The sequence below is a fragment of the Streptomyces sp. NPDC058665 genome, assembly GCF_042714995.1.
Classification (GTDB): domain Bacteria; phylum Actinomycetota; class Actinomycetes; order Streptomycetales; family Streptomycetaceae; genus Streptomyces.
The window spans coordinates 1-19916 of record NZ_JBHXRX010000080.1; the positions used below are offsets into that span (position 1 = coordinate 1).

The window sequence follows — 19916 nt, forward strand, 5'->3', positions numbered from 1 at the left end:
GCTGACAGCCGGTCCCGCGGCCGGGTGGCCCTGTTACGCCGAGATCTTGGTCTCCTTCCGGCGCCCCGTCAGTACCTTGCGCACCAGCGGCCAGCAGATGATCAGTACGACGACGGCGTAGACGGCCACCGAGAAGGGCGTGTCCACCAGGCCGGTGGCGCTTCCGTCGCTGATCTGGAGCGCCCTGCGCAGCTGTTGCTCGGCGGCCGGGCCGAGGATGACACCGATGACGGCCGGCAGCACCGGCAGCCCGTAGCGCCGCATGCCGAACCCGATCAGTCCGATGATCAGCAGGATCACCAGGTCGAGGGCCTCCCCGCCGACCGCGTACGCGCCGACGGCGGCGAAGAAGAGGATGCCCGCGTAGAGGTAGGGACGCGGGATGCGCAGCAGCTTCACCCACACCGGGGCGAGCGGCAGGTTCAGGGCCAGCAGCAGCACCATGCCGACGAACAGCGAGGCGATCAGCCCCCACACCAGCTCCGACTCCCGCTCGAACAGCAGCGGTCCCGGCTGGATGCCGTACTGCTGGAACGCGGCCAGCATCACGGCGGCGACCGCGGTCGTCGGCAGACCGAGGGTCAGCATCGACACGAGCGTTCCGGCGGCCGACGCGGACGCGGCCGACTCGGGTCCCGCGACGCCCTCGATGGCGCCCTTGCCGAACTCCTTCTTGTGCTTGGACAGCCGCTTCTCGGTGACGTAACTGAGGAACGTCGGGATCTCCGCACCGCCGGCCGGGATCGCGCCGAACGGGAAGCCGATGACCGGCCCGCGCAGCCATGGCCTCCAGGTGCGCCGTACGTCGTCCTTGCCCAGCCAGGGGCGGCCGACGGGGACCGGTTCGCCGCTGGAGCGCCGTAGATGCGCGGCGACCCACAGGGCCTCGCCGATCGCGAAGAGACCGACGGCGACGATCACCACGTCGATCCCGTCCGCGAGTTGGAGCGAACCGAAGGTGAGGCGCTGCTGACCGGTCATCTGGTCCAGGCCCACCAGTCCGATGGTGAGGCCGATGAGCAGCGAGGCGAGCCCGCGGATCCGGGAGGAGCCGAGGACCGAGGTGACGGCGATGAAGGCCAGCACCATGATGGCGAAGTAGTCGGGGGCGCCGATGTCGACGGCGAGGGAGGCGACGGTCGGTGCGAGGACGACCAGCAGGATCGTGCCGATCATGCCGCCGACGAAGTGACCGCCGGCCGCGGCGGCGAGCGCCTGCGCGCCGCGTCCCGCCTTGGCCATCGGGTTGCCCTCGATGGCGGCGACGACCGCCGCGCTCTCACCCGGGGTGTTGAGCAGGATCGAGGTGGTGGAGCCGCCGAACATGGCGCCGTAGTAGATACCCGCGAACATGATGAACGCGCCGGTCGGCTCCAGGCCGTAGGTGACGGGAAGCAGCAGGGCGACCGCCATCGCGGGGCCGATGCCGGGCAGGACGCCGATCGCGGTGCCGAGCAGCACACCGATCGCGGCCCAGAGCAGATTGATCGGTGTGAGCGCCGTACCGAAGCCGTCGATCAGGGAGTTGAGGGAGTCCACGGTCAGATCACTCCCATCAGGGGGCCGCCGGGGAGGGGGACGCCGAGGAGGTTGTTGAAGATGAAGTAGGTGACGAGGGAGAGGCCCGCGGCGATGAGCGGGTCGCGCTGGAGATGGCGGCTGCCGAGCGCGTACGCCGAGCCCCAGAAGAGCAGCGCCCCGGATATGGGGAAGCCGAGGGGGCCGATGAGTACGGCGTTGCCGAGGAAGACCCCGGCGAGCAGCAGCACGGTCCGCCAGTCGCTCGGTTCGCTCAGGTCGATGTCCTCGCCGCCCTCGGCCTCGCCCCGGCCGCCGCGCAGGACGTCGAGGCTGAGGAGGACGGAGACGACGAGCAGACCGATGCCGACGACGATCGGCACGGTCTTGGGGCCGACCGGGCCGCGCTGGGTGATGTCGACGTCCATGGTCAGGGCGTCGGTGAGGACGAGGATCCCGAGGACGAGCAGCATCAGGCCGACGCCGAGTTCGGAGTGGTCGCGCAGCCAGCCGCGGGACCCGGGGGTCTCCTCCTTGGGAGGAGTGTTCGCTTGGGTGGTCACAGTCCGAGCTCCTTCAGGACGGATTCCACGCGCTTGTCCTCGGCGGCGAGGAAGTCGCCGAATTCCTCACCGGTGAGGAAGGCGTCGTCCCAGTTGTTCTTCTTGAGCGAGTCCTTCCACTGAGGAGAGGCGTGCAGCTCCTCGAAGAAGCGGATGAGCTTGTCGCGTTCGGCGTCGGAGAGACCGGGGGGCGCGACCACTCCGCGCCAGTTGGTGAAGTCGGTGTCGAGGCCCGCCTCGCGCAGGGTGGGCGCGTCCATGCCGGGGGTCCGCTCGGGGCCGGTGACGGCCAGCAGGCGCAGTTCGCCCGCCTCGATCTGGTCGCGGTACTCACCGAGTCCGGAGACGCCGAAGGCGACCTTGTTACCGAGGATGGAGGCGAGGAGTTCGCCGCCGCCGTCGAAGGGGATGTAGTTGACGGTCTTGGGCGCGATCCCGGCGGCACGTGCCATCAGCATGGGCGCGAGGTGGTCGGGTCCGCCGGGTGAGGAGCCGCCGCCGACTGGCAGTTTGGCCGGAGCCTTCTTCCACGCGGTGAGCAGGTCGTCGATCGTCTTGTACGGGGAGTTCTTGCTGACGACGACGATGTCGGTCTCCTCGCTGACGCGGGCGATCGGCGTCGTGTCGGCGAGGGTCTCGTGCGAGTTGTTGGTGCGTACGGCGCCGACGACGCCGAGGCCCATGGAGACAGCGAGCTTGCCGTTGCCGTGTTCGCTCACGGCGCGGGCGAGACCGACGGTGCCGCCGGCGCCCGGCAGGTTGAAGACCTCGATGTTGTGGTTGAGTTCGGCGTCCTCGGCGTTCTTGGCCATGGTGCGGGCGGTGATGTCGTAACCGCCGCCGGGCGTGTTGGGGACCATGAAGCGCAGGCCGGGTATCTGGGTACCGGTGTCGCCGCCACTGCCCACGGAAAGCAGCGGCGGACCCACCAGCACCAGCAGCGCGGCCCCGAGGAGGGCGAGGGGAGTGCGGAAACGCACGGGTGCCGCCTTTCGGGAGAGCAAGTCGCGGGGCAGTGAGATGGCCCACATGTTGCCTTCGCGTTAAGAAGCTGTCTCTCTTCCGGAATCAACGGACGTTGTGGTCGTTGCGGTCGCGGCCTAGCGTGACGGCGTGACAAAGGTGCTGGTGGTGGACGACGACTTCATGGTCGCGAAGCTGCACGGCCGCTATGTGTCCGCGATGGACGGGTTTGAGGTCGTCGCTGTGGCGCACAGCGGCGCCGAAGCGCTGCGCGCGGCCGAGCACCACCGGCCCGACCTGGTGCTTCTCGACATCTATCTGCCCGACATGGACGGGATCGCCGTGCTGCGTGAGCTGCGGGCGGCGGAGGAGCGGGACGCGGCGCGTACGAGCGTGGACGCCCTGTTCATCACGGCGGCGCGGGACGCGGGCGTCATCCGCGCGGCGCTGCGGGCGGGGGCGCTGCACTATCTGATCAAGCCGTTCAGCCGGTCGGCTCTCCAGGAGCAGCTGCGGCACGTGGCGTCGCTGCGGACGCGGCTCGACCGGCTGGGCGAGGCGCGCCAGGAGGACGTGGACCAGATCTTCGGTACGCGCCCGCCGGGCTCCCGTGAGCTGCCGAAGGGGCTGGCCGCGCACACGGCGGAGCTGGTCGAGCGGACGCTGCGCCGGCACGAGGAGGGGCTGTCGGCGACGCAGTGCGCGGACGAGGGAGCCCTGTCGCGGGTGAGCGCGCGGCGTTATCTGGAGTACTTCGCCGACACGGGCCGCGCGGAGGTGACGCTCCGGTACGGCGGGACGGGGCGCCCGGAGCGGCGCTACCGCTGGGTGGGCTAGGGCGTGTCTGACAAATGGCGCCGTCCGCCCGCAGGGCGGGGCGCGTGGCGTCCGGTGCGTGCGATCGCAAGGCGGAGGATCGGCCTCGTACTGGACGTACTTGGATGACTCCGACAACGCGGCGAGCGCGCGTGCCGGGCGTCACGCGCCAGGCGGGATTTGTCAGACACGGCCCAGGGCCCGCCGTTCACGCGCCGGACTGGATGTCCCCCCGGGTCGAGGACGTGACGGCGTCGCCGTGGCCGAAGTCGCCCGGCGGGATGCCGGGATGGTGCCCGTCCCCGTCGGCCGCCGCCGACGATGATGCCGTGGCCGATGACGCCGCCGGGCCCAGCGTGAGCCGGGAGACGATGCGGTAGCGGTCGCCCCGGTACAGCGAGTGGACGTACTCCACGGGCCGGCCGGTGGTGTCCGAGGTCAGCCGCTCGAAGAGCAGCGCCGGGGAGAGTTCGGGGACGTCGAGGAACTCCGCCTCCGCGCGGGTGACGACGGTCGGCTCGATGGCCTGTACGGCCTCGTGGACATGGACCCCGTGGGTGTCTCGCAGATGGTCGTAGAGATCGCCGCTCTCCAGTTCCCGGGCCGAGAGGCCCGGGGCGAGCGCGGCCCGCAGGTGCAGATGCTCGATCGCCATCGGGGCGCCGTCGACCAGCCGCAGCCGGGCGACGTAGAGGATGTCCTCGGCGGGTGACATACGGAGCTTGCGGCCGACGCGGGCGCCTGCCTGGTGCGTGGTGAACTCCAGCAGCCGGCTCGACCATGTCCCGGCCGCCTGCGGCACGGTCAGGGTGAGGTCGGCGGAGACCAGCTCCTGGGTGATCTTCGCGGGGGCGACGAACATGCCGCGGCCGTGCTCGCGGACCAGCAGACCTGCGGCCACCAGTTCGTCGATCGCCGAGCGCACGGTGGGTCGGGAGACTTCGAGCAGCGCGCACAGGGCGCGTTCGGACGGGATGGCGTCCCCGGGGCTGCGCGACTCGATCAGCTCCAGGACTGCGTCACGGGCCCGCTCCCGTTTGAGCACCGTCCCGGGTACCTCGACATCCATGGTGTTGTCGTCCCCCTCCGGACGCCCGTCCTGCTCGAACAGTCCTACCAAACTTACCAGTTCGGCATACCAGTGCCTCAACTCCACCACTGGTCAGGTCAAGTGTAACCGCCCTCCGGGAGAGCGAAAGCGCCTCGATCCCCGAAGAGATCATCAATACCCCTTGCATCGCAAGGGGTTGACGGCCTTATTGGTCTATGCCACCTTCATCCAGCATCAAGAGGTGAGCTGACCAGTGGGCCCCCACTGGTCAGGTGGTCAGGTCCTGCTCTCTCCGAGGTGAATCGTGAAGTACCGCTTGCTCGCCGGTGGTTCCGTGCTGGTCACGGCCGCCGTACTCAGTGCCTGCAGTACGTCCTCCGACTCCGCCGACGAGAGCGGCGACGGACGGACGACGGTCGACGTCTGGCTGATGCGTGACAGCGTCTCGGCCGCGTTCCAGAAGGAGTTCGTCAAGGGCTTCGAGTCCGAGCACCCGAAGATCAGGGCCAAGGTCCAGATCCAGGAGTGGGACGGCATCGGCCAGAAGATCACCGCCGCCCTCGCCAGCAACGACGCGCCCGATGTGATCGAGGTGGGCAACACCCAGGTCGCCCAGTTCGCGGCGAGCGGCGGACTGCTCGACCTCAGCGACAGCAAGGCGGAGTTGAAGGGCGAGGACTGGCTCAAGGGCCTCGCCGAGCCGGGCTCGTACGAGGGGAAGCAGTACGGCATCCCGTACTACGCGGCCAACCGGGTCGTCATCTACCGCACCGACCTGTTCAAGAAGGCGGGCGTCGACGCCGCCGCGATCAAGACCCGCGAGCAGTGGATCGACGCGACCACGAAGCTCAACACGGGTGATACGCAGGGCATTTATCTGCCCGGCCAGCTGTGGTACGCCCTGGGCGGCTTCATCTGGGACGAGGGCGGCGACCTCGCCACCGAATCCGGCGACGGGTGGAAGGGCGCGCTGGACACCCCGGAGGCGCTGCGCGGCATGGCCTTCTACGAGAGGCTCCAGGCGCTGGGCAAGGGCCCCAAGGACGCCGACGAGGACGACCCGCCGCAGGCCGAGGTGATGGCGAAGGGGCAGGTGGCACAGCTCATCTCCACCCCGGGCGGGGCCAACGTCGTCATCGAGAACAACCCCGGGCTCAAGGGCAAGCTGGGCTTCTTCCCGATTCCCGGCAAGACCGCCGCCACCCCTGGCGCCGTCTTCACCGGCGGCTCCGATCTGGTGGTCCCCGCCGCGGCCGGCCACCCCGACGAGGCGCTGACGTTCGTCAAGGAGCTGACGGGCGACACCTGGCAGAAGAAGCTCGCGGTGGCCATGAGCTATGTGCCGAACCGGACCACGCTGGCACCGGCCGTGGCGGCGGATCCGGGCGCCGCCGCGATGGCCGTCGGGGCGGCGAACGGGCACGCGACGCCCAACACCCCCGGCTGGGCCGCCGTGGAGGCCGAGAACCCGATCAAGGACTACATGACCGCGGTCCTCGTCGGCGGCGACGCGGCGAAGGAGGCCGCGAAGGCGTCGCGGGACATCACCAGGGCCATGAACGCCAACTCCTGACTCCCCGGCTCCTGGCTCCTCGCCGCCCGTGGGTTCCACCGAGAGGGGACATGCCGTGCCGGTCATCCGTGAAGGGACCACCCCACGCGCCCCCGCGCACAGCCTCTGGCCGTACGCCCTGATCGCACCCGCCATCGGCGGCATGCTGTATCTGCTCGTCTACCCGCTGCTGCGGGCCGTGCTGATCTCCTTCCAGGACTTCGGGCTCCGCCAACTGATCGCCGGGGACGCGGAGTTCGTGGGAGCGCGGAACTACCGCACGCTGCTGTCCGACCCGCGGTTCTGGGAGGTGACCGGCCGCACCTTCCTCTTCATGGCCGTCAGCGTCGTCCTGATCATGGTGATCTCCACCCTGGTCGCGCTGATGACCGAACGGCTGGCGAAGGCGGGCCGCACGGTGGTGCTCAGCGCGCTGGTGCTCGCCTGGGCGATGCCGGTGGTGGCGGCCACCACCGTGTTCCAGTGGCTGTTCCACTCCGAGTTCGGCATCGTCAACCGGTCCCTGGTCGCACTGGGCTTCGAATCGTTCGACCGCTACCCGTGGTTCGCCGACGGCAACGCCGCCTTCGCGATCCTCGTCGTACTGATCGTCTGGCAGTCCGTGCCGTTCGCCGCGATCACCCTCTACTCGGGGCTGACCACCGTCCCCACCGAGCTGTACGAGTCGGCCCGGCTGGACGGGGCTTCGGGCTCCCGGATCTTCCGCTCGGTCACGTTCCCGATGCTCCGGCCGATCTTCATGCTGGTGTTCTCGCTGGAGGTGATCTGGACGTTCAAGGCGTTCGTCCAGATCTGGGTGATGACCCGCGGCGGGCCGGGCGACGCCACGACGATCCTGCCCGTGTACGCGGTCCAGACCGCGCTCTCCAGCCAGCGTTACGACCTGGGCTCCGCGGCGTCGATGCTCACCGTGGTCCTGATGTCCGGCGTACTCGTCCTCTACTTCCGTCAGATGCTCCGTCAGGAGGACGAACTCCAATGACACCGCCGTCGCGGCGCCCCCGAGTCCGCCGGATACCGCTGAACGCCGCCGCCGTGGTGACGGTCGTGATCTCTCTGTTCCCCGTGTACTGGATGATCTCGACCGCCTTCAAACCGTCCCGCGACATCCAGTCGGCCGAGCCCCGGCTGGTCCCGCGCACCTGGACGCTGGACCACTTCCGCAGGGCCGTACAGGCCGACGGCTTCGAACTCTTCTGGCGCAACAGCGTTCTGGTCACAGTGGGGGCGGTGCTGCTGTCGCTGCTGGTGGCGCTCGGGGCCGCGTACGCCGTCGCGCGGATGCGCTGGCAGGGCCGGCGGCAGTTCATGCTCATGGTCTTCATCGCCCAGATGGCGCCCTGGGAATCGCTGATCATCCCCATCTACATCATCTCCCGCGACACGAACATGCTCGACCGGCTGCCGACCCTCACTCTCGTCTACTTCATGATCACGCTGCCGTTCACGATCGTGGTGCTCCGGGGCTTCATCGGGACCATTCCGCCCGAGCTGGAGGAGGCGGCGCAGGTCGACGGCTGCACCCGGACCGGCGCCTTCCGGCGGGTGGCCCTGCCCCTGCTCATGCCCGGTCTGATGGCGACCTCGCTCTTCGGCTTCATCACCGCGTGGAACGAGTTCGCCTACGCGAACTTCCTGATCATCAAGGAGCAGGACAACCGCACCCTGCCGGTCTGGCTGTCGTCCTTCCAGAACACGTTCGGCACCGACTGGGGCGCCACCATGGCCGCGTCGACACTCTTCGCCCTGCCCGCGCTGGTGATCTTCCTGCTGCTCCAGCGCCATGTCACCTCCGGCTTCGCGGCCGGCGCCGTCAAGGGCTGACCCGGCGAGGGCCCCCGAAGTCCCATGGAGAAAGCGCGCGACGAAGCACCCCGAGAAAGGCCCGCGAAGAAGGCCCGCGAACCGTCCGAGATCCGAACTCCCGGAGGCCACCGCCGTGTCAGCGTCACACCCCGAACCCGCCCTCGTCCCCCGGCCCCACAAGGTCGCACCCCGCCCCGGCCGTTTCACCCTCGGCCAGGACGCCTCCGTCCAGTCCCCGCCCGGCACGCGCGCGGCGTCGGATCTCCTGCGCACCCTGCTCACACCGGCCACCGGACTGCCGCTCGCCCCCTCGTCCGACGGCCGGATCGTGCTGGCGCTCGCCCCGGCCCTCAACGGCCTCGGCGAGGAGGGGTACGGGATCACCGTCTCTCCGCAGGCGCTGACGCTGCGTGCCGCACAGCCCACCGGCCTGCTGCGCGGAGTCCAGACGATCCGTCAACTGCTTCCCGCCGAGGCCCTGTCGGGCCGGGTACGGGGCGGCTCCTGGGAGCTGCCCTGCGTCGAGATCACCGATGTGCCCAGACACCCCTGGCGCGGGGCGATGCTCGATGTCGCCCGGCATTTCCAGCCCGTCTCCTATCTGCGCAGATACGTGGACCTGCTCGCGTTCCACAAACTCAACACCCTCCACCTCCATCTCACGGACGACCAGGGCTGGCGCATGCCGGTCGACGCCTACCCCCGGCTGACCTCGGTGGGCGGCCGGCGGAGCGAGTCGATGACCTGGCCCCCGGGCCATGGGGGCGACCGCTTCGACGGCGTCCCGCACTCGGGGACGTACACCAAGGAGGAGTTGCGGGCCCTGGTGAGCTACGCGGCCGACCGCGGGGTGAGCGTCGTGCCGGAGATCGAGATGCCCGGCCATGTGCGCGCGGCCCTCGCCGCCTACCCCGAACTCGGCAACCACCCTGAGCGGAACCTCGACGTCTGGACCCGCTGGGGTGTCTGCGACACCGTGCTCGGCGTCCACGACCAGGCCATCGACTTCTGCCGGGCGGTGCTCGACGAGGTCATGGACGTCTTCCCGTCCCCGTACATCCACATCGGCGGCGAGGAGTGCCCGACCACCGAGTGGGAGCACAGTCCGGCGGCGCGTGCCCGCGCGGCGGCCGAAGGGCTCACGGGACCGGCGGCGCTGCACGGCTGGTTCATGGGCCGGATCGGCGCGTTCCTGGTGGAGCGGGGCCGCAGACCCGTCGGCTGGGCCGAGACGGGGACCGAACTGCCCCTGGACTTCACGGTGATGACCTGGCGTGATCCGGCGCACGCGCTGGCCGCCGCCCGGCGCGGCCACCAGGTGGTGACCGCCCATCACCGGGCCACCTATCTCGACTACGCCCAGTCCACCGCGCCGTGCGAGCCACCCGGTCAGCCCGGTGACCCCGTCGGTCTGCGGGCGGTGCACGGCAACGAGCCGGTGCCGGGCGACTGGGACGCCGAAGAGACCGCCCGAGTCCTGGGCACACAGGCGCAGTTGTGGACCGAGTACGTGAAGACCCCCGACCGGATCGAGTACCTCACCTACCCCCGCCTGTGCGCTCTGGCGGACCGCGCCTGGTCCGGCGGCGCCGGCGACTGGACCGGTTTCGTCGAGCGGCTGCGTCGGCACACCGCACGGCTGGACGCGCTCGGCGTCCGCTACCGGAGGCTCACCCCGCGCTCCCTCATGACCATCCCCTGACCGTCCCCCGGCCGCCCCCGCAGGTACGGCGCGACCATCCGTAACCCCTCCCCCACCACCGTTCCGGAGAGGAACACCCCATGAGGAAACTCGCCAAGAGCCGCGTGCGCGCGGCAGCCGCGACCGCTGTCACCGTGGCCCTGAGCTGTACGGCGCTGGCGGCGATGCCCGCGCCCGCCGGCGCCGCGGCGGCGGCCGACGGGCTCGTCGTCCAGTACCGCACGAGCGCTTCCGGGGCGACGGCCGACCAGAGCGAACCCTGGCTGAAGGTCCGCAACAACGGCACCGCCGCCGTACAGCTGAGCGACGTCAAGGTGCGGTACTACTTCAAGGCCGATTCCGCCTCCGCCTCCTACCGCTTCGCCTGCTCCTGGGCGGTGAAGGGCTGCGCCAACATCACCGGCACCTTCGGGACACTCGCCAACCCGACCGCGACGGCCGACCGGTATCTGGAGATCGCCTTCACCCCGGGGGCGGGCACCCTGGCCCCCGGCGCGGACACCGGGGACATGCAACTGCGTTTCCACCAGTCGAACTGGCAGCCGCTGGGCCAGAGCGACGACTACTCCTTCGGCCGGGACCGGGCCACGTACGGCGACTGGCCCCGGATCACCGCGCACGTGGGCGGTACGACGGCGTGGGGCGAGGCGCCCGGCGGCAACGACCCGGACGACCCCACGGATCCGACCGATCCGCCGACCGACCCCGCCGAGGGCCCCACCCTGTTCGACGACTTCAACTACAGCGGCCACAGCGACCCGAAGATCGCCGCGAACGGCTGGAACGTGCGCGCGAACTCCGGCGGTCCGGGGGTGCCCGGCGCCAACTGGGTACCGGAGAACGTCACGTTCGCCAGTCAGAGCGGCAACTCGGTGATGAATCTGGAGACTTCGACCGCCGGGACGGCCGCCTCCACGGAGCAGACGGAGATCCTCACCCGCTCCATGAAGTTCCGCAACGGGACGTACGCGGCGCGCGTGAAGTTCAGCGACGCGCCCAGGTCGGGGCCGGACGGCGACCGCCTCGTCCAGACGTTCTTCACCATCAACGACCTCAAGGCGCCGATGGCGGACGACTACGCGGAGTACGACTTCGAGTATCTGCCGAACGGCGGCTGGGGCGAACCGGCCAACATCCTCTACACCACCTCGTGGGAGACCTACCGCCCCGACCCGTGGGAGGCCGTCAACCAGCACAGCGAGGCCCGGCAGAGCTATGCCGGATGGCACGACCTGGTGGTGACCATCGACAACAACGCCATCACGTACTACGTCGACGGACAGCACTTCGGCACGCACGGAGCCGCCTATCTGCCGGAGCGGCCGATGTCGATCAACTTCAACCAGTGGCTGATCGACCTGGAGGGCCAGAGCAGCACGACACCGCGCTCCTACGACCAGCAGGTGGACTATGTGCTGCATGTGAAGGACCAGGTCCTCAGCCCGGCCCAGGTGGGCGCGCTGGTGAGCGGGTACCGCGCGGCGGGCACGACGTTCGAGGACACGGTGCCGGCCACCTGACCGGGACCGGTGCGAGGTCCCGCGCCGGTCCCGGTCCGGGCAATCTCAGCGGTCTCTTAGCCGTGTCTTAAGCGGACCATAAGGATCCCCTTCACCCCGTCCCAGCAGGCCGTTCCGGGGTTTCGAGGGGCTAGCTTGCTGAGGGCCGGAGCGGGACGACCAGCGGTGGCGCCGTGTGCAACGGAGGTCACGCCGCCGGGAGTTCGTCCCGTTCCGCTCCCCCAGCTCGCGCCGCTCCGAAGGAGAACGAATCCATGACCGCTCGTCGCAGGACCGCCGGGATCGTCGTGCTGGGCGTCGCGCCGCTCGCGCTCGTGGGGCTGGCCGCCGGGCCGGCCGGGGCCCACGGATCGATGACGGACCCGGTCAGCCGGGTGTCCGCCTGTTTCGCCGAGGGACCGGAGAATCCGCAGTCGGCGGCGTGCAAGGCGGCGGTGGCGTCCAGCGGGACGCAGGCGTTCTACGACTGGAACGAGGTCAACATCGCCGACGCCGCGGGCAACCACAAGTCGATCATCCCGGACGGCAAGCTCTGCTCCGCGGGCCGCGACAAGTACAAGGGGCTCGACCTGCCGCGCGGCGACTGGCCGTCGTCGCCCTTCACCGCGGGCAACCGCACCTTCAACTACAAGGCCACCGCCCCGCACAAGGGCTCCTTCGAGCTGTACATCACCAAGGACGGTTACGACCCGGGCCAGCCGCTGAAGTGGTCCGACCTGGAGGACAAGCCGTTCGCCAAGGTCACCGACCCGAAGCTGGAGAACGGTGCCTACGTCTTCGACGGCGTCGTCCCCGCCAAGTCGGGCCGCCACCTGATCTACTCGATCTGGCAGCGCTCGGATAGCCCCGAGGCGTTCTACACCTGCTCCGACGTGGTCTTCGGCGCCGACAACGGCGGTTCGGCCGCCGCTCCCGAGGCGTCCGCCCCCTCCGAGGCCGATGTCGAGGAGGGCGCGTCCAAGTCGACCGTCGACCACAACGGGCACGGCGGTGACAGCCCCGAGGAGGCCGGGGGCGGTGCCGAGGTGAAGGGCGCCGCGAAGGACGCCGGTGGCTACGGGGACGCGGCCGAGCCCGCCGCCGAGCCCGAGGCCAACGCGCCCGAGGCGAACGGCGCGGACGAGGCGGCGCCGCAGCCGGCGGGTGGTTCGGAGAACCTCGCCGAGACCGGTGGCGACAGCACCACGCCGTACATCGCGGCGGGTGGCGCGGCGATTCTCGCCGCCGGCGCGGCCGTGATGTTCGGTACGGTCCGCCGCAAGGCGCAGCCCGCGGGCGGCCGGCACGGCCGCTGACCATGCGTACGCGGGGCTCCGGGCCTTATCGGTCCGGAGCCCCGCGGTCGTTTCACTTCAGCCGATGACCGACGCGCAGGTCGTCTGCGTGGCACGGCCCGGATCGAGCGCGTTGGCCACCTCGTGGAACGCGATCCGGTCGAACAGCCCGATCGCCAGGTGCTCGGAGATGTCGACCGCGCACAGGTCCTGGAGGGTGACGTTCCGTACGTCGGGCCCGGTCAGGAACTGGCTCTGGTACGGGGTGACCACCTGGTCGTAACGGGTCGCGATGACCGTGTACTTGACCCCGGGCACGGTGTCGCCGCCCGCGTTGAGCTTGGTGAGGAAGGGCGATCCGGCTATCTGGTCGGCGAGTGCGGGGGTCTTCTCGTTCAACAGGTCCTCGGCGCCCGGGAAGTGCGGCAGGAGCTTCGTCAGACCGAGGAGGGTCGTGCCGTGGTTGTCGGGCGCGAGTCCGACGAGGGCGTTCACCTTCGGCGCTCCGCCGAGGAACTTGAGGTAGTAGCGGGGCATCATGCCGCCCTGCGAGTGGCCGACGATGTCGGCCTTCGGCGCGCCCGTGGCGGCGAGCACCCGGTCGACGTACGCGCTCAGTTGCCCGGCCGACTTGTCGATGGGGCCGAGGCCGTTGAAGAACGGCACTCCGGGGAGCTGCCCGTAGTCGAGGGAGAAGACGCAGTAGCCGCGGTTCACCAAGTACGGGGCGAGACCGAGCCAGTTGTCGACGGAGTTGGCGAGGGTGCCGTGGACGAGGACGACGGGGCGGGGGTGGGCGGTGGAGGGCTTGCAGGAGAAGTCGTTCCAGCCGCTGCTCGCGGCGGCGGTGACGGCTGTCGGGCTCGCGGTGGGGGTGGCCGCGACGGCGGGTGCGGTGGTGGCGGCCGAGACCGCCAGCAGCAGCGCCGCCAGTGGTCCGAACACGCGTTTCCAGGGCAGCATCGAGCGATCTCCTTGCGACTCAAAGGAAGAGGGGGACAGCTGTCGGTGCTGTGGCCCGGACCACACCGGTTGTGCTCATGCCAAGTTACGCACGGGTAGTAACCGGAAGGGAAGTTACGCGTCAGTAAAAAATGTTGGACGGCCGTCGGCCAGGGCAGCGGGATACAGGGCCCTCGGACCGAAGCGGTGGCGGGCGCGGTCCGCGGCCTTCTCCACCGTGTGGGCGCGGGCGTCGCGTGGATCCAGGGAGAGTTGGCGGGGAGCGTCGGCGGCCGGCAGCAGGTCGTCGGCACGGACCACGAAGGCGCGGACCCGCGCGCGCTGGAGCCCGAGCGCGGCCAGCAGACCGAGAAGAGCCGCCGCGAGCGCGGGTGAGTGGCCGGTCGGCTCCGGGAGCGTACGGGTACGTGTGGTGGAGCTGCGGTCGGCGTAGCGCACGGTGAGACCGAGTCGGCCGGCGACCTGGCCCTCGCCGCGCAGGCGTTGGCCGATCTGGTCGGCGAGCCCGAGGACGGCCCGGTGGTGCCCTTCCGGGTCGAGGCAGTCCCGGTCGAGGACGAGGTCGGCCACCAGATGCGCCGCCGGTTCCAGCGGGACGACCGGGCGGGGGTCGTGGCCCCTGGCGCGCTCGGCCAGCAGACGGGCCGGACCGGCGCCGAGGAGGCGTTGCAACGTGGCCGCGGGTGTGTCGGCGACCTGGCCGACCGAGTGCAGACCGTACCTGCCGAGTGTGGTGGCCGTGGCGCGGCCGATCCCTGGCAGCCCGGTGACCGGACGGGAACGCAGCCAGCCGGCGGCCTCCTCCTCGGGTACCCAGGTGGCCCGGCCCGGCGCCGACGCGTCGGCCGCCATGGTGGCCAGCATGCGGTTGGCCGCGAGCCCGGCGCTGCTTTCGATGCCGTACAGGGCCATCAGCCGCAGCTGCGCCAGCTGGACCAGGCCGTAGGGGGACCGGTCGAAGTATCTGAGCGCGGAGGTCAGGTCGAGCTGGACGGCGTCGGGCGAGACCGTCTGGACATGGGGGGTGATACCGGTCAGCAGATCGGTCACGTCCGCGTGCCGTCCTTCGTCCGGTGCGGCGTGCGAGTGCAGATGCAGATGGGCGATGTGCCGCGGGCGGGCGGTCATCCCGCGCTCCCCGAGCTGGTGTGGCCGAACTTCTTCAGGTCGGCCGAGCGGCTGCCGGGCGGTTGCAGATCGGCGTAGGGGTGCAGACGGGCGCCGGTGGTGCCGTTGGCGAGGGTCCGCCGGGGCTGGGCGGGGGTCGGCTGGGGGTGGCTCGCGCCGAGCAGGGCGAGCGCGGCCTCGGGGCCGTTGTCGCGGCGCGCGGCGGCGATCTCGTCCAGGTCCCAGACCATGCTGCCGACGATGGTGCGGCGGGTACCGCGCACCTGTACGGTGCCGCGGACCAGCAGCAGTCCGCTGTGGAAGACGGTGTGCGCGCAGGCGGGGTGGGAGTCCTCGAAGAACGCCAGGTCGACCAGGCCTGAGCCGTCCTCCAGGGTGACGAAGATGACGCGCTTGCCGCTGGCGATCGGCGGGGTCTGGGTGGAGGCCCGTACTCCGGCGACCAGGACCTGCCGGCCCTGGGGAGCCTCCGCCAGATGTGCCGCGTCGATCGCGCCGATCTCCCGCAGCAGCCGGTGGTGGTGCTCCATCAGATGCTTGGAGACATCGATGCCGAGCGTGTTCAGCTCCGCGCTCAGGGCTTCGCGTCCTGTCATCTCCGGCAGTCCGCTCGGCCCGGCCCCGCCGACCGCGTCCGTGTGGATGGGCAGTTGTCCCTCGCCGGCGGACCGGACGCGGGACTGCCGGTGGAGTTCGGCGATCTGGAGCAGCAGATCGCGGCGGGTGGGACCGCCGTCGTGGAGGGAGTTCAGGGCGCCGATCTCCGCGAAGCGTTCGGCGACCGGTCTGCTGGGACGGGCCCGCTGCCAGAAGTCCGACAGCGAATGGTACGGCTGCCCCTCCTCGATCCGGGCGTACTCCTCCTCGCTGATCCCGCGCACGGCGGACAGCGCGAGCCGTACGCCCCACCGCTCTCCCTCGGTCCGCTCGACGGTGTGCTCCGTCCTGGAGTGGTTGACGTCGACGGGCAGGAGCGGGACGCCGCGCCGGCGGGCGTCCGCGACGAGGACGCGCTTGGGCCACATACCGGGGTCGTGTTCGAGCAGCCCGGCCAGCAGGAACGCCGGGAAGTGCGCCTTCAGCCAGGCGCTCTGCAGGGCCGGTACGGCGAATGCGACCGCGTGCGCGCGGCAGAAGCCGTAGGCACCGAAGGCCTCGACGGTCTTCCACACCGCGTCGCGGACCCCGGAGTCGTAACCCCGGGCGGCGGCCTGGCTGTGGAACCAGTCCTTGATCCTGGGCAGCCGCTCCTTGTCGCCGAGCGCGCGCCGGGCGATCTCGGCCATCGCGTAGTCGCAGCCGGTCAGCACCGACAGCGTCTGGATGATCTGTTCGTGCCAGATGGTCACGCCGTAGGTGTCGGCGAGCACCGGTTCGAGATCCGGATGGGCGTAGCCGGGGTCGCCGCCGTGCCGGGCGGCGATGTAGCGCTCCGGCATCCCCCCGGCGACCGGCCCCGGGCGGAAGAGACTGATGTCGGCGATGACGTCCTGCGGGTCACGGGGCTGGAGCCGGGACAGCAGATCCTGCTGGCCGGGCGATTCGAGCTGGAACAGCCCCAGGGTCTGGCTCTCCTGGATGAGCTTGAACGCGAACGGGTCGTCGAGCGGCACCTGGCTCTGGTCGTCCAGGTCGATGCGGTCGCCGGTCACTCGTTCGATCTCGACGACGGCGTGGGCCATCGCTGACTGCATCCGCACACCCAGGACGTCCAGTTTGATGTTGCCCAGCGCCTCGATCTCCTCCTTGGCGGCCATCGCCATCGGGTAGTTGCCCTGCGGGGTGGGCTGCACCGGCAGCCGGTCCAGGAGCGTCGCGTCGCTGATGACTACTCCGCAGGGGTGCATGGCCATGCCGTGGACCAGGGAGTCGAGGCCCTCGGCGAGTTCCCACAGAGGGCCGTACCGCTCCGCCTCCGCCGCCAGCCCGCGCAGTTCGGGCAGTTCGGCGAGTGCGCCGGTGATGTCCGACGCCCGCAGATGCGGGAAGCTCTTGGCGATCCGGTCGACGTCCGCCGGTGCGATCCCCAGCGCCAGGCCGGTGTCCCGCAGGGCCCGGCGGGCCCGGTAGGTCTCGGGCATCGCGGTGACCGCGACCCGTTCGCCGCCGAACCGGTCGAAGATCGCGTCGTAGCACTCCAGTCTTCTGGCGGACTCCACATCGATGTCGATGTCGGGAAGCGATGCCCTGCGCGCGCTCAGGAAGCGTTCGAACAGCAGCCGGTGGTCGAGCGGGTTGGCCGTGGCGATGCCCAGCGCGTGGCAGACCATCGATCCCGCGCCCGAGCCGCGGGCCGCGACCCGGATGCCCAGTTCCCGGATGTCGGCCACGACCTGGCCGACCGCGAGGAAGTACGAGTCGTAGTTCAGCGTGGAGATCACGCGGAGTTCTTCGTCCAGCCGGTCGCGCGCGGCGCGGTCGCGGTCCAGACCGCGCCGGACGAGCCCGTCCTCGCACCGCCCGCGCAGCACCCCCGCCGCGCCGCCGGGCTCCGCGCCGAACACCTCCGGTTCCGGGAAGCGCGGCGTGCCCAGGCTCAGGTCCGCCGCGGGGTCGACGGCGCACAGGGCCGCCGTGGCCGCGGTGTCCGCCAGCAGGCGGTGTGCCCGCCGGTCGTCCGCTCCGGCGCATTCGGCGATCCGTCGTGCGTTGTCCGCCATCGCTCCCTCGTCCTTGAGCCAGCGGTGCCCGCCGTCCAGTCGGCGCCGGTCGACCGGCCTCAGCAGCCGCGCGGCGTCCAGGACATCGGCGAGCCTGTGCTGGTCCGGGTCGGCGTAGCGGACCGCGTTGGAGAGGACGGCGGTGGTGCCGGTGCGGTCGGCCAGGGCCAGGGTGCGGGCGGCCAGCCGCAGTGAGCCCGGCCCGGTGCCGGACCGCTCGTGCAGGACGGTCTCCAGCCGGATCCCGGATCCGAAGATCTCCCGCCATGGCGCCAGCAGCTTCGTCGCGATGTCCTCCCGGCCCGCCGACAGTGCCCGTACCGGCTCCGAGAGCGGTCCGAGCAGCACGATCAGACCGGGCCCGCCGTGCTCCCGGAGCGCTTCCCACGGCACCACCGGCGGTGTGCCGGCGAGCGCGCCGACATGGGCGGCCGAGGTGATACGGCACAGCCGGGCCCAGCCGGCGCGGTCCCGCGCGAGCAGGACGAATCGCAGGGGCGGCTCGATCACATGGGCGCCACCACGGGTCGGGGTACGGCGGCGGCGCGCCGGAGGCGGCGGGGCGAGGGCCTCCACCGCCAGGTCGATACCGAAGATCGGGCGGACGCCGGCTTCGGCGGCGGCCAGCGCGAACCGCACCGCGCCGGTGACCGTGTCCCGGTCGGTGAGCGCGAGCGACGGCTGGCCGCGCTCGGCCGCCCGCCGGACGAGGTGTTCGGGGTGGGCGGCGCCGTACCGGGCGGAGTAGCCGGACGCGGTGTGCAGATGGGAGAAATGCCCCATGACACACCTCCGCCTCCACCCCATTCCAGCCATACGCCCGATACATCTATCGCACGCCCGTTCGAATACTCTAACCCCATCGTCCCTAGTCAGCGACCTGACTCGAACAAAAGAGCGACTCCGGGGACCCCGGAACGAGCGGCTGAATCACTATCACCCCGTCACTTCCACGGACATGGGGCGAAGTTGGTGACGGCGGCTTCCCGGGGCCTGCCCAGCGGGTACGCGCACACCGAAAAACCCGGCCCGCCGATGACGGCGGGCCGGGCTTCTTGTTTCCGTACGGTCGATCTGCCGGCCGGTCGGCCGGGGTGTCAGCCGATCTCGGCGCCGAACGCCGAGAGCGCCTCCGGAACGGGCTGGAAGAACGTCTCGCCGCCCGAGGAGCAGTCGCCGCTGCCGCCCGAGGTCAGCCCCAGCGCGGTGTCACCGGCGAAGAGCGAGCCGCCGCTGTCGCCGGGCTCGGCGCAGACCGTGGTCTGGATGAGACCCTCGACGACGTCGCCGCCTCCGTAGTCCACGGTGGCGTCGAGCGCGGTGACCTCACCGTCGTGCACCTGGGTGGTGGAGCCGCTGCGCGAGACCGCCTGGCCGACGGTCGCGTCGCCCGCCTGCGCGATGGCCTGCGTGCTGCCGTCGTACAGGTCGACCTCGCTCGGGTGCTCGGCGGAGCCGGTGTACTTGACGAGCGCGAAGTCGTTGCCCGGGAACTGCGAGTCCACCATGGAGCCGATCTCGGCGCCGCCGGCGGAGTCGGACCAGGAGCTGCCCGCCGTGCCGCAGTGGCCCGCGGTGATGAAGTGCGGCTCGCCGCCGACGACCACGTTGAAGCCGAGGGAGCAGCGGCCACCGCCGGAGTGGATGGCCTCGCCACCGGCGATGAACTTCTTGAACTCGCCCGCCGCATGCTTCAGTTCGGCCTTGGCGCCGAGCTTCTCCACGGTCTCGGTGAGCTTGTTCAGCGCGGCGCCCTTGACCGTACGGTCCGCGGTGACGACGACCTTGTTCGACACGGGGTCGACGGCCACGGCCGTACCGGGGGTGCTCGCCTCGCCCGTGAGGGAGCCGCGGGCGTCCTTCAGCTCGGCGAGGGAGTGCGTCACGACCTTCGCCTTGGCGCCGGCCTCGCGGACGGTCTCGGCCGCCGCCGTGTCGATGACGTTGACGACCAGGGCCTTGGTCTTGCTGTCGTAGTACGAGCCGGCCGCGTCGGCGCCGAGGTCGCCGACGAGGGTGGATGCGAGCTTTCCGGCCGCGGGTGCCGACAGCGTCTTCGCCGTCACCGTGGGAGCGTCCTCACTGGCGTTCGCAGTCTGGAAGGAAATCCCGGCCACGACCATGGCGGTGACGGCGCTGCCCGCTATCGCCACGCGCTTCCTGGAAATGCGTCGGTGCTTCAACTGATACCTCCTGTGGGGGCCGTGTCATCGCATGTGGGGTGCGGTGATACGGAGGATGAGGCGCCCACTATTCCTAAACTCGCCAGTAGCACACAAGGTCGGCTTCCGGACGTGCACACGACGGGTTCATTTCCCTCCCGCCCCGTTCACGTGGGGAGGTCAGACCGTTGCCGTTCCATTCGTAAACACTCGGTGC

The 19916-nt window shown here is 70.6% G+C and carries 15 protein-coding genes; 7 read left to right on the forward strand and 8 right to left on the reverse strand.

The window, feature by feature from the left end; translation table 11 throughout:
- Window positions 1-33 precede the first annotated feature (33 nt).
- Genes ACFWV8_RS33800 through ACFWV8_RS33810 form a run of 3 tightly spaced genes read right to left on the reverse strand, consistent with a single transcriptional unit; the run spans window position 34 to window position 3061 of the window.
- The gene (locus ACFWV8_RS33800) at window positions 34-1539 is read right to left on the reverse strand and encodes a tripartite tricarboxylate transporter permease (protein ID WP_384213281.1); all 1506 of its coding nucleotides are present in this window, start codon (window positions 1537-1539) and stop codon (window positions 34-36) included.
- A gap of 2 nt (window positions 1540-1541) precedes the next feature.
- Entirely contained in the window at window positions 1542-2081 is a 540-nt protein-coding gene (locus tag ACFWV8_RS33805; RefSeq protein ID WP_384213284.1) for a tripartite tricarboxylate transporter TctB family protein, read from the reverse strand.
- Window positions 2078-3061 (reverse strand): Bug family tripartite tricarboxylate transporter substrate binding protein, encoded by a 984-nt coding sequence (locus ACFWV8_RS33810; protein ID WP_384213288.1) that lies wholly within the window; start codon window positions 3059-3061, stop codon window positions 2078-2080. Before ACFWV8_RS33810 ends, ACFWV8_RS33805 begins: the two co-directional genes overlap by 4 nt.
- Window positions 3062-3227: 166 nt before the next feature.
- On the opposite strand from ACFWV8_RS33810, the gene ACFWV8_RS33815 reads away from it, so the two are divergent.
- Complete coding sequence (locus ACFWV8_RS33815) at window positions 3228-3881, forward strand: response regulator (RefSeq protein ID WP_384213388.1); 654 nt, start codon at window positions 3228-3230, stop codon at window positions 3879-3881.
- A 187-nt stretch (window positions 3882-4068) separates the two neighbouring features.
- On the opposite strand, the gene ACFWV8_RS33820 is transcribed toward ACFWV8_RS33815, so the two are convergent.
- The gene (locus tag ACFWV8_RS33820; RefSeq protein WP_384213291.1) at window positions 4069-4929 is read right to left on the reverse strand and encodes a GntR family transcriptional regulator; all 861 of its coding nucleotides are present in this window, start codon (window positions 4927-4929) and stop codon (window positions 4069-4071) included.
- 286 nt (window positions 4930-5215) lie between these two features.
- On the opposite strand from ACFWV8_RS33820, the gene ACFWV8_RS33825 reads away from it, so the two are divergent.
- From ACFWV8_RS33825 to ACFWV8_RS33850, 6 genes are all read left to right on the forward strand, one after another.
- Entirely contained in the window at window positions 5216-6484 is a 1269-nt protein-coding gene (locus tag ACFWV8_RS33825) for an extracellular solute-binding protein (protein WP_384213294.1), read from the forward strand.
- A gap of 55 nt (window positions 6485-6539) precedes the next feature.
- The gene (locus tag ACFWV8_RS33830) at window positions 6540-7466 is read left to right on the forward strand and encodes a carbohydrate ABC transporter permease (RefSeq protein ID WP_384213297.1); all 927 of its coding nucleotides are present in this window, start codon (window positions 6540-6542) and stop codon (window positions 7464-7466) included.
- The gene (locus ACFWV8_RS33835) at window positions 7463-8308 is read left to right on the forward strand and encodes a carbohydrate ABC transporter permease (RefSeq protein ID WP_384213300.1); all 846 of its coding nucleotides are present in this window, start codon (window positions 7463-7465) and stop codon (window positions 8306-8308) included. Before ACFWV8_RS33830 ends, ACFWV8_RS33835 begins: the two co-directional genes overlap by 4 nt.
- Before the next feature lie 115 nt (window positions 8309-8423).
- The gene (locus ACFWV8_RS33840) at window positions 8424-9992 is read left to right on the forward strand and encodes a beta-N-acetylhexosaminidase (RefSeq protein WP_384213303.1); all 1569 of its coding nucleotides are present in this window, start codon (window positions 8424-8426) and stop codon (window positions 9990-9992) included.
- 80 nt (window positions 9993-10072) lie between these two features.
- Entirely contained in the window at window positions 10073-11512 is a 1440-nt protein-coding gene (locus tag ACFWV8_RS33845; RefSeq protein ID WP_384213306.1) for a cellulose binding domain-containing protein, read from the forward strand.
- A 254-nt stretch (window positions 11513-11766) separates the two neighbouring features.
- A complete protein-coding gene (locus ACFWV8_RS33850) occupies window positions 11767-12807 on the forward strand; it encodes a lytic polysaccharide monooxygenase (protein ID WP_384213310.1) in 1041 nt (346 codons plus the stop codon).
- A gap of 57 nt (window positions 12808-12864) precedes the next feature.
- Here ACFWV8_RS33850 and ACFWV8_RS33855 read toward each other — a convergent pair whose 3' ends face one another.
- The 4 genes from ACFWV8_RS33855 to ACFWV8_RS33870 form a co-directional block, all read right to left on the reverse strand.
- Window positions 12865-13749: an esterase/lipase family protein gene (locus ACFWV8_RS33855; protein ID WP_384213316.1), complete on the reverse strand. Its 885-nt coding sequence runs from the start codon at window positions 13747-13749 to the stop codon at window positions 12865-12867.
- A gap of 114 nt (window positions 13750-13863) precedes the next feature.
- Window positions 13864-14877 carry an ImpB/MucB/SamB family protein gene (locus ACFWV8_RS33860; protein WP_384213318.1) on the reverse strand — a complete coding sequence of 338 codons (1014 nt, stop codon included), beginning with the start codon at window positions 14875-14877 and terminating at the stop codon, window positions 13864-13866.
- Window positions 14874-18320 carry a DNA polymerase III subunit alpha gene (locus tag ACFWV8_RS33865; RefSeq protein ID WP_384213322.1) on the reverse strand — a complete coding sequence of 1149 codons (3447 nt, stop codon included), beginning with the start codon at window positions 18318-18320 and terminating at the stop codon, window positions 14874-14876. Before ACFWV8_RS33865 ends, ACFWV8_RS33860 begins: the two co-directional genes overlap by 4 nt.
- 314 nt (window positions 18321-18634) lie before the next feature.
- Entirely contained in the window at window positions 18635-19720 is a 1086-nt protein-coding gene (locus ACFWV8_RS33870) for a S1 family peptidase (protein ID WP_384213324.1), read from the reverse strand.
- Window positions 19721-19916: the final 196 nt, after the last annotated feature.

What these genes read in the sequence shown, in the direction of transcription:
- ACFWV8_RS33865 (WP_384213322.1), bottom strand. Translation starts at nt 18,320, where the DNA reads ATGGGGCATTTCTCCCATCTGCACACCGCGTCCGGCTACTCCGCCCGG.
- ACFWV8_RS33860 (WP_384213318.1), bottom strand. Translation starts at nt 14,877, where the DNA reads ATGACCGCCCGCCCGCGGCACATCGCCCATCTGCATCTGCACTCGCAC.
- ACFWV8_RS33815 (WP_384213388.1), top strand. Translation starts at nt 3,228, where the DNA reads ATGGTCGCGAAGCTGCACGGCCGCTATGTGTCCGCGATGGACGGGTTT.
- ACFWV8_RS33855 (WP_384213316.1), bottom strand. Translation starts at nt 13,749, where the DNA reads ATGCTGCCCTGGAAACGCGTGTTCGGACCACTGGCGGCGCTGCTGCTG.
- ACFWV8_RS33820 (WP_384213291.1), bottom strand. Translation starts at nt 4,929, where the DNA reads ATGGATGTCGAGGTACCCGGGACGGTGCTCAAACGGGAGCGGGCCCGT.
- ACFWV8_RS33845 (WP_384213306.1), top strand. Translation starts at nt 10,073, where the DNA reads ATGAGGAAACTCGCCAAGAGCCGCGTGCGCGCGGCAGCCGCGACCGCT.
- ACFWV8_RS33850 (WP_384213310.1), top strand. Translation starts at nt 11,767, where the DNA reads ATGACCGCTCGTCGCAGGACCGCCGGGATCGTCGTGCTGGGCGTCGCG.
- ACFWV8_RS33835 (WP_384213300.1), top strand. Translation starts at nt 7,463, where the DNA reads ATGACACCGCCGTCGCGGCGCCCCCGAGTCCGCCGGATACCGCTGAAC.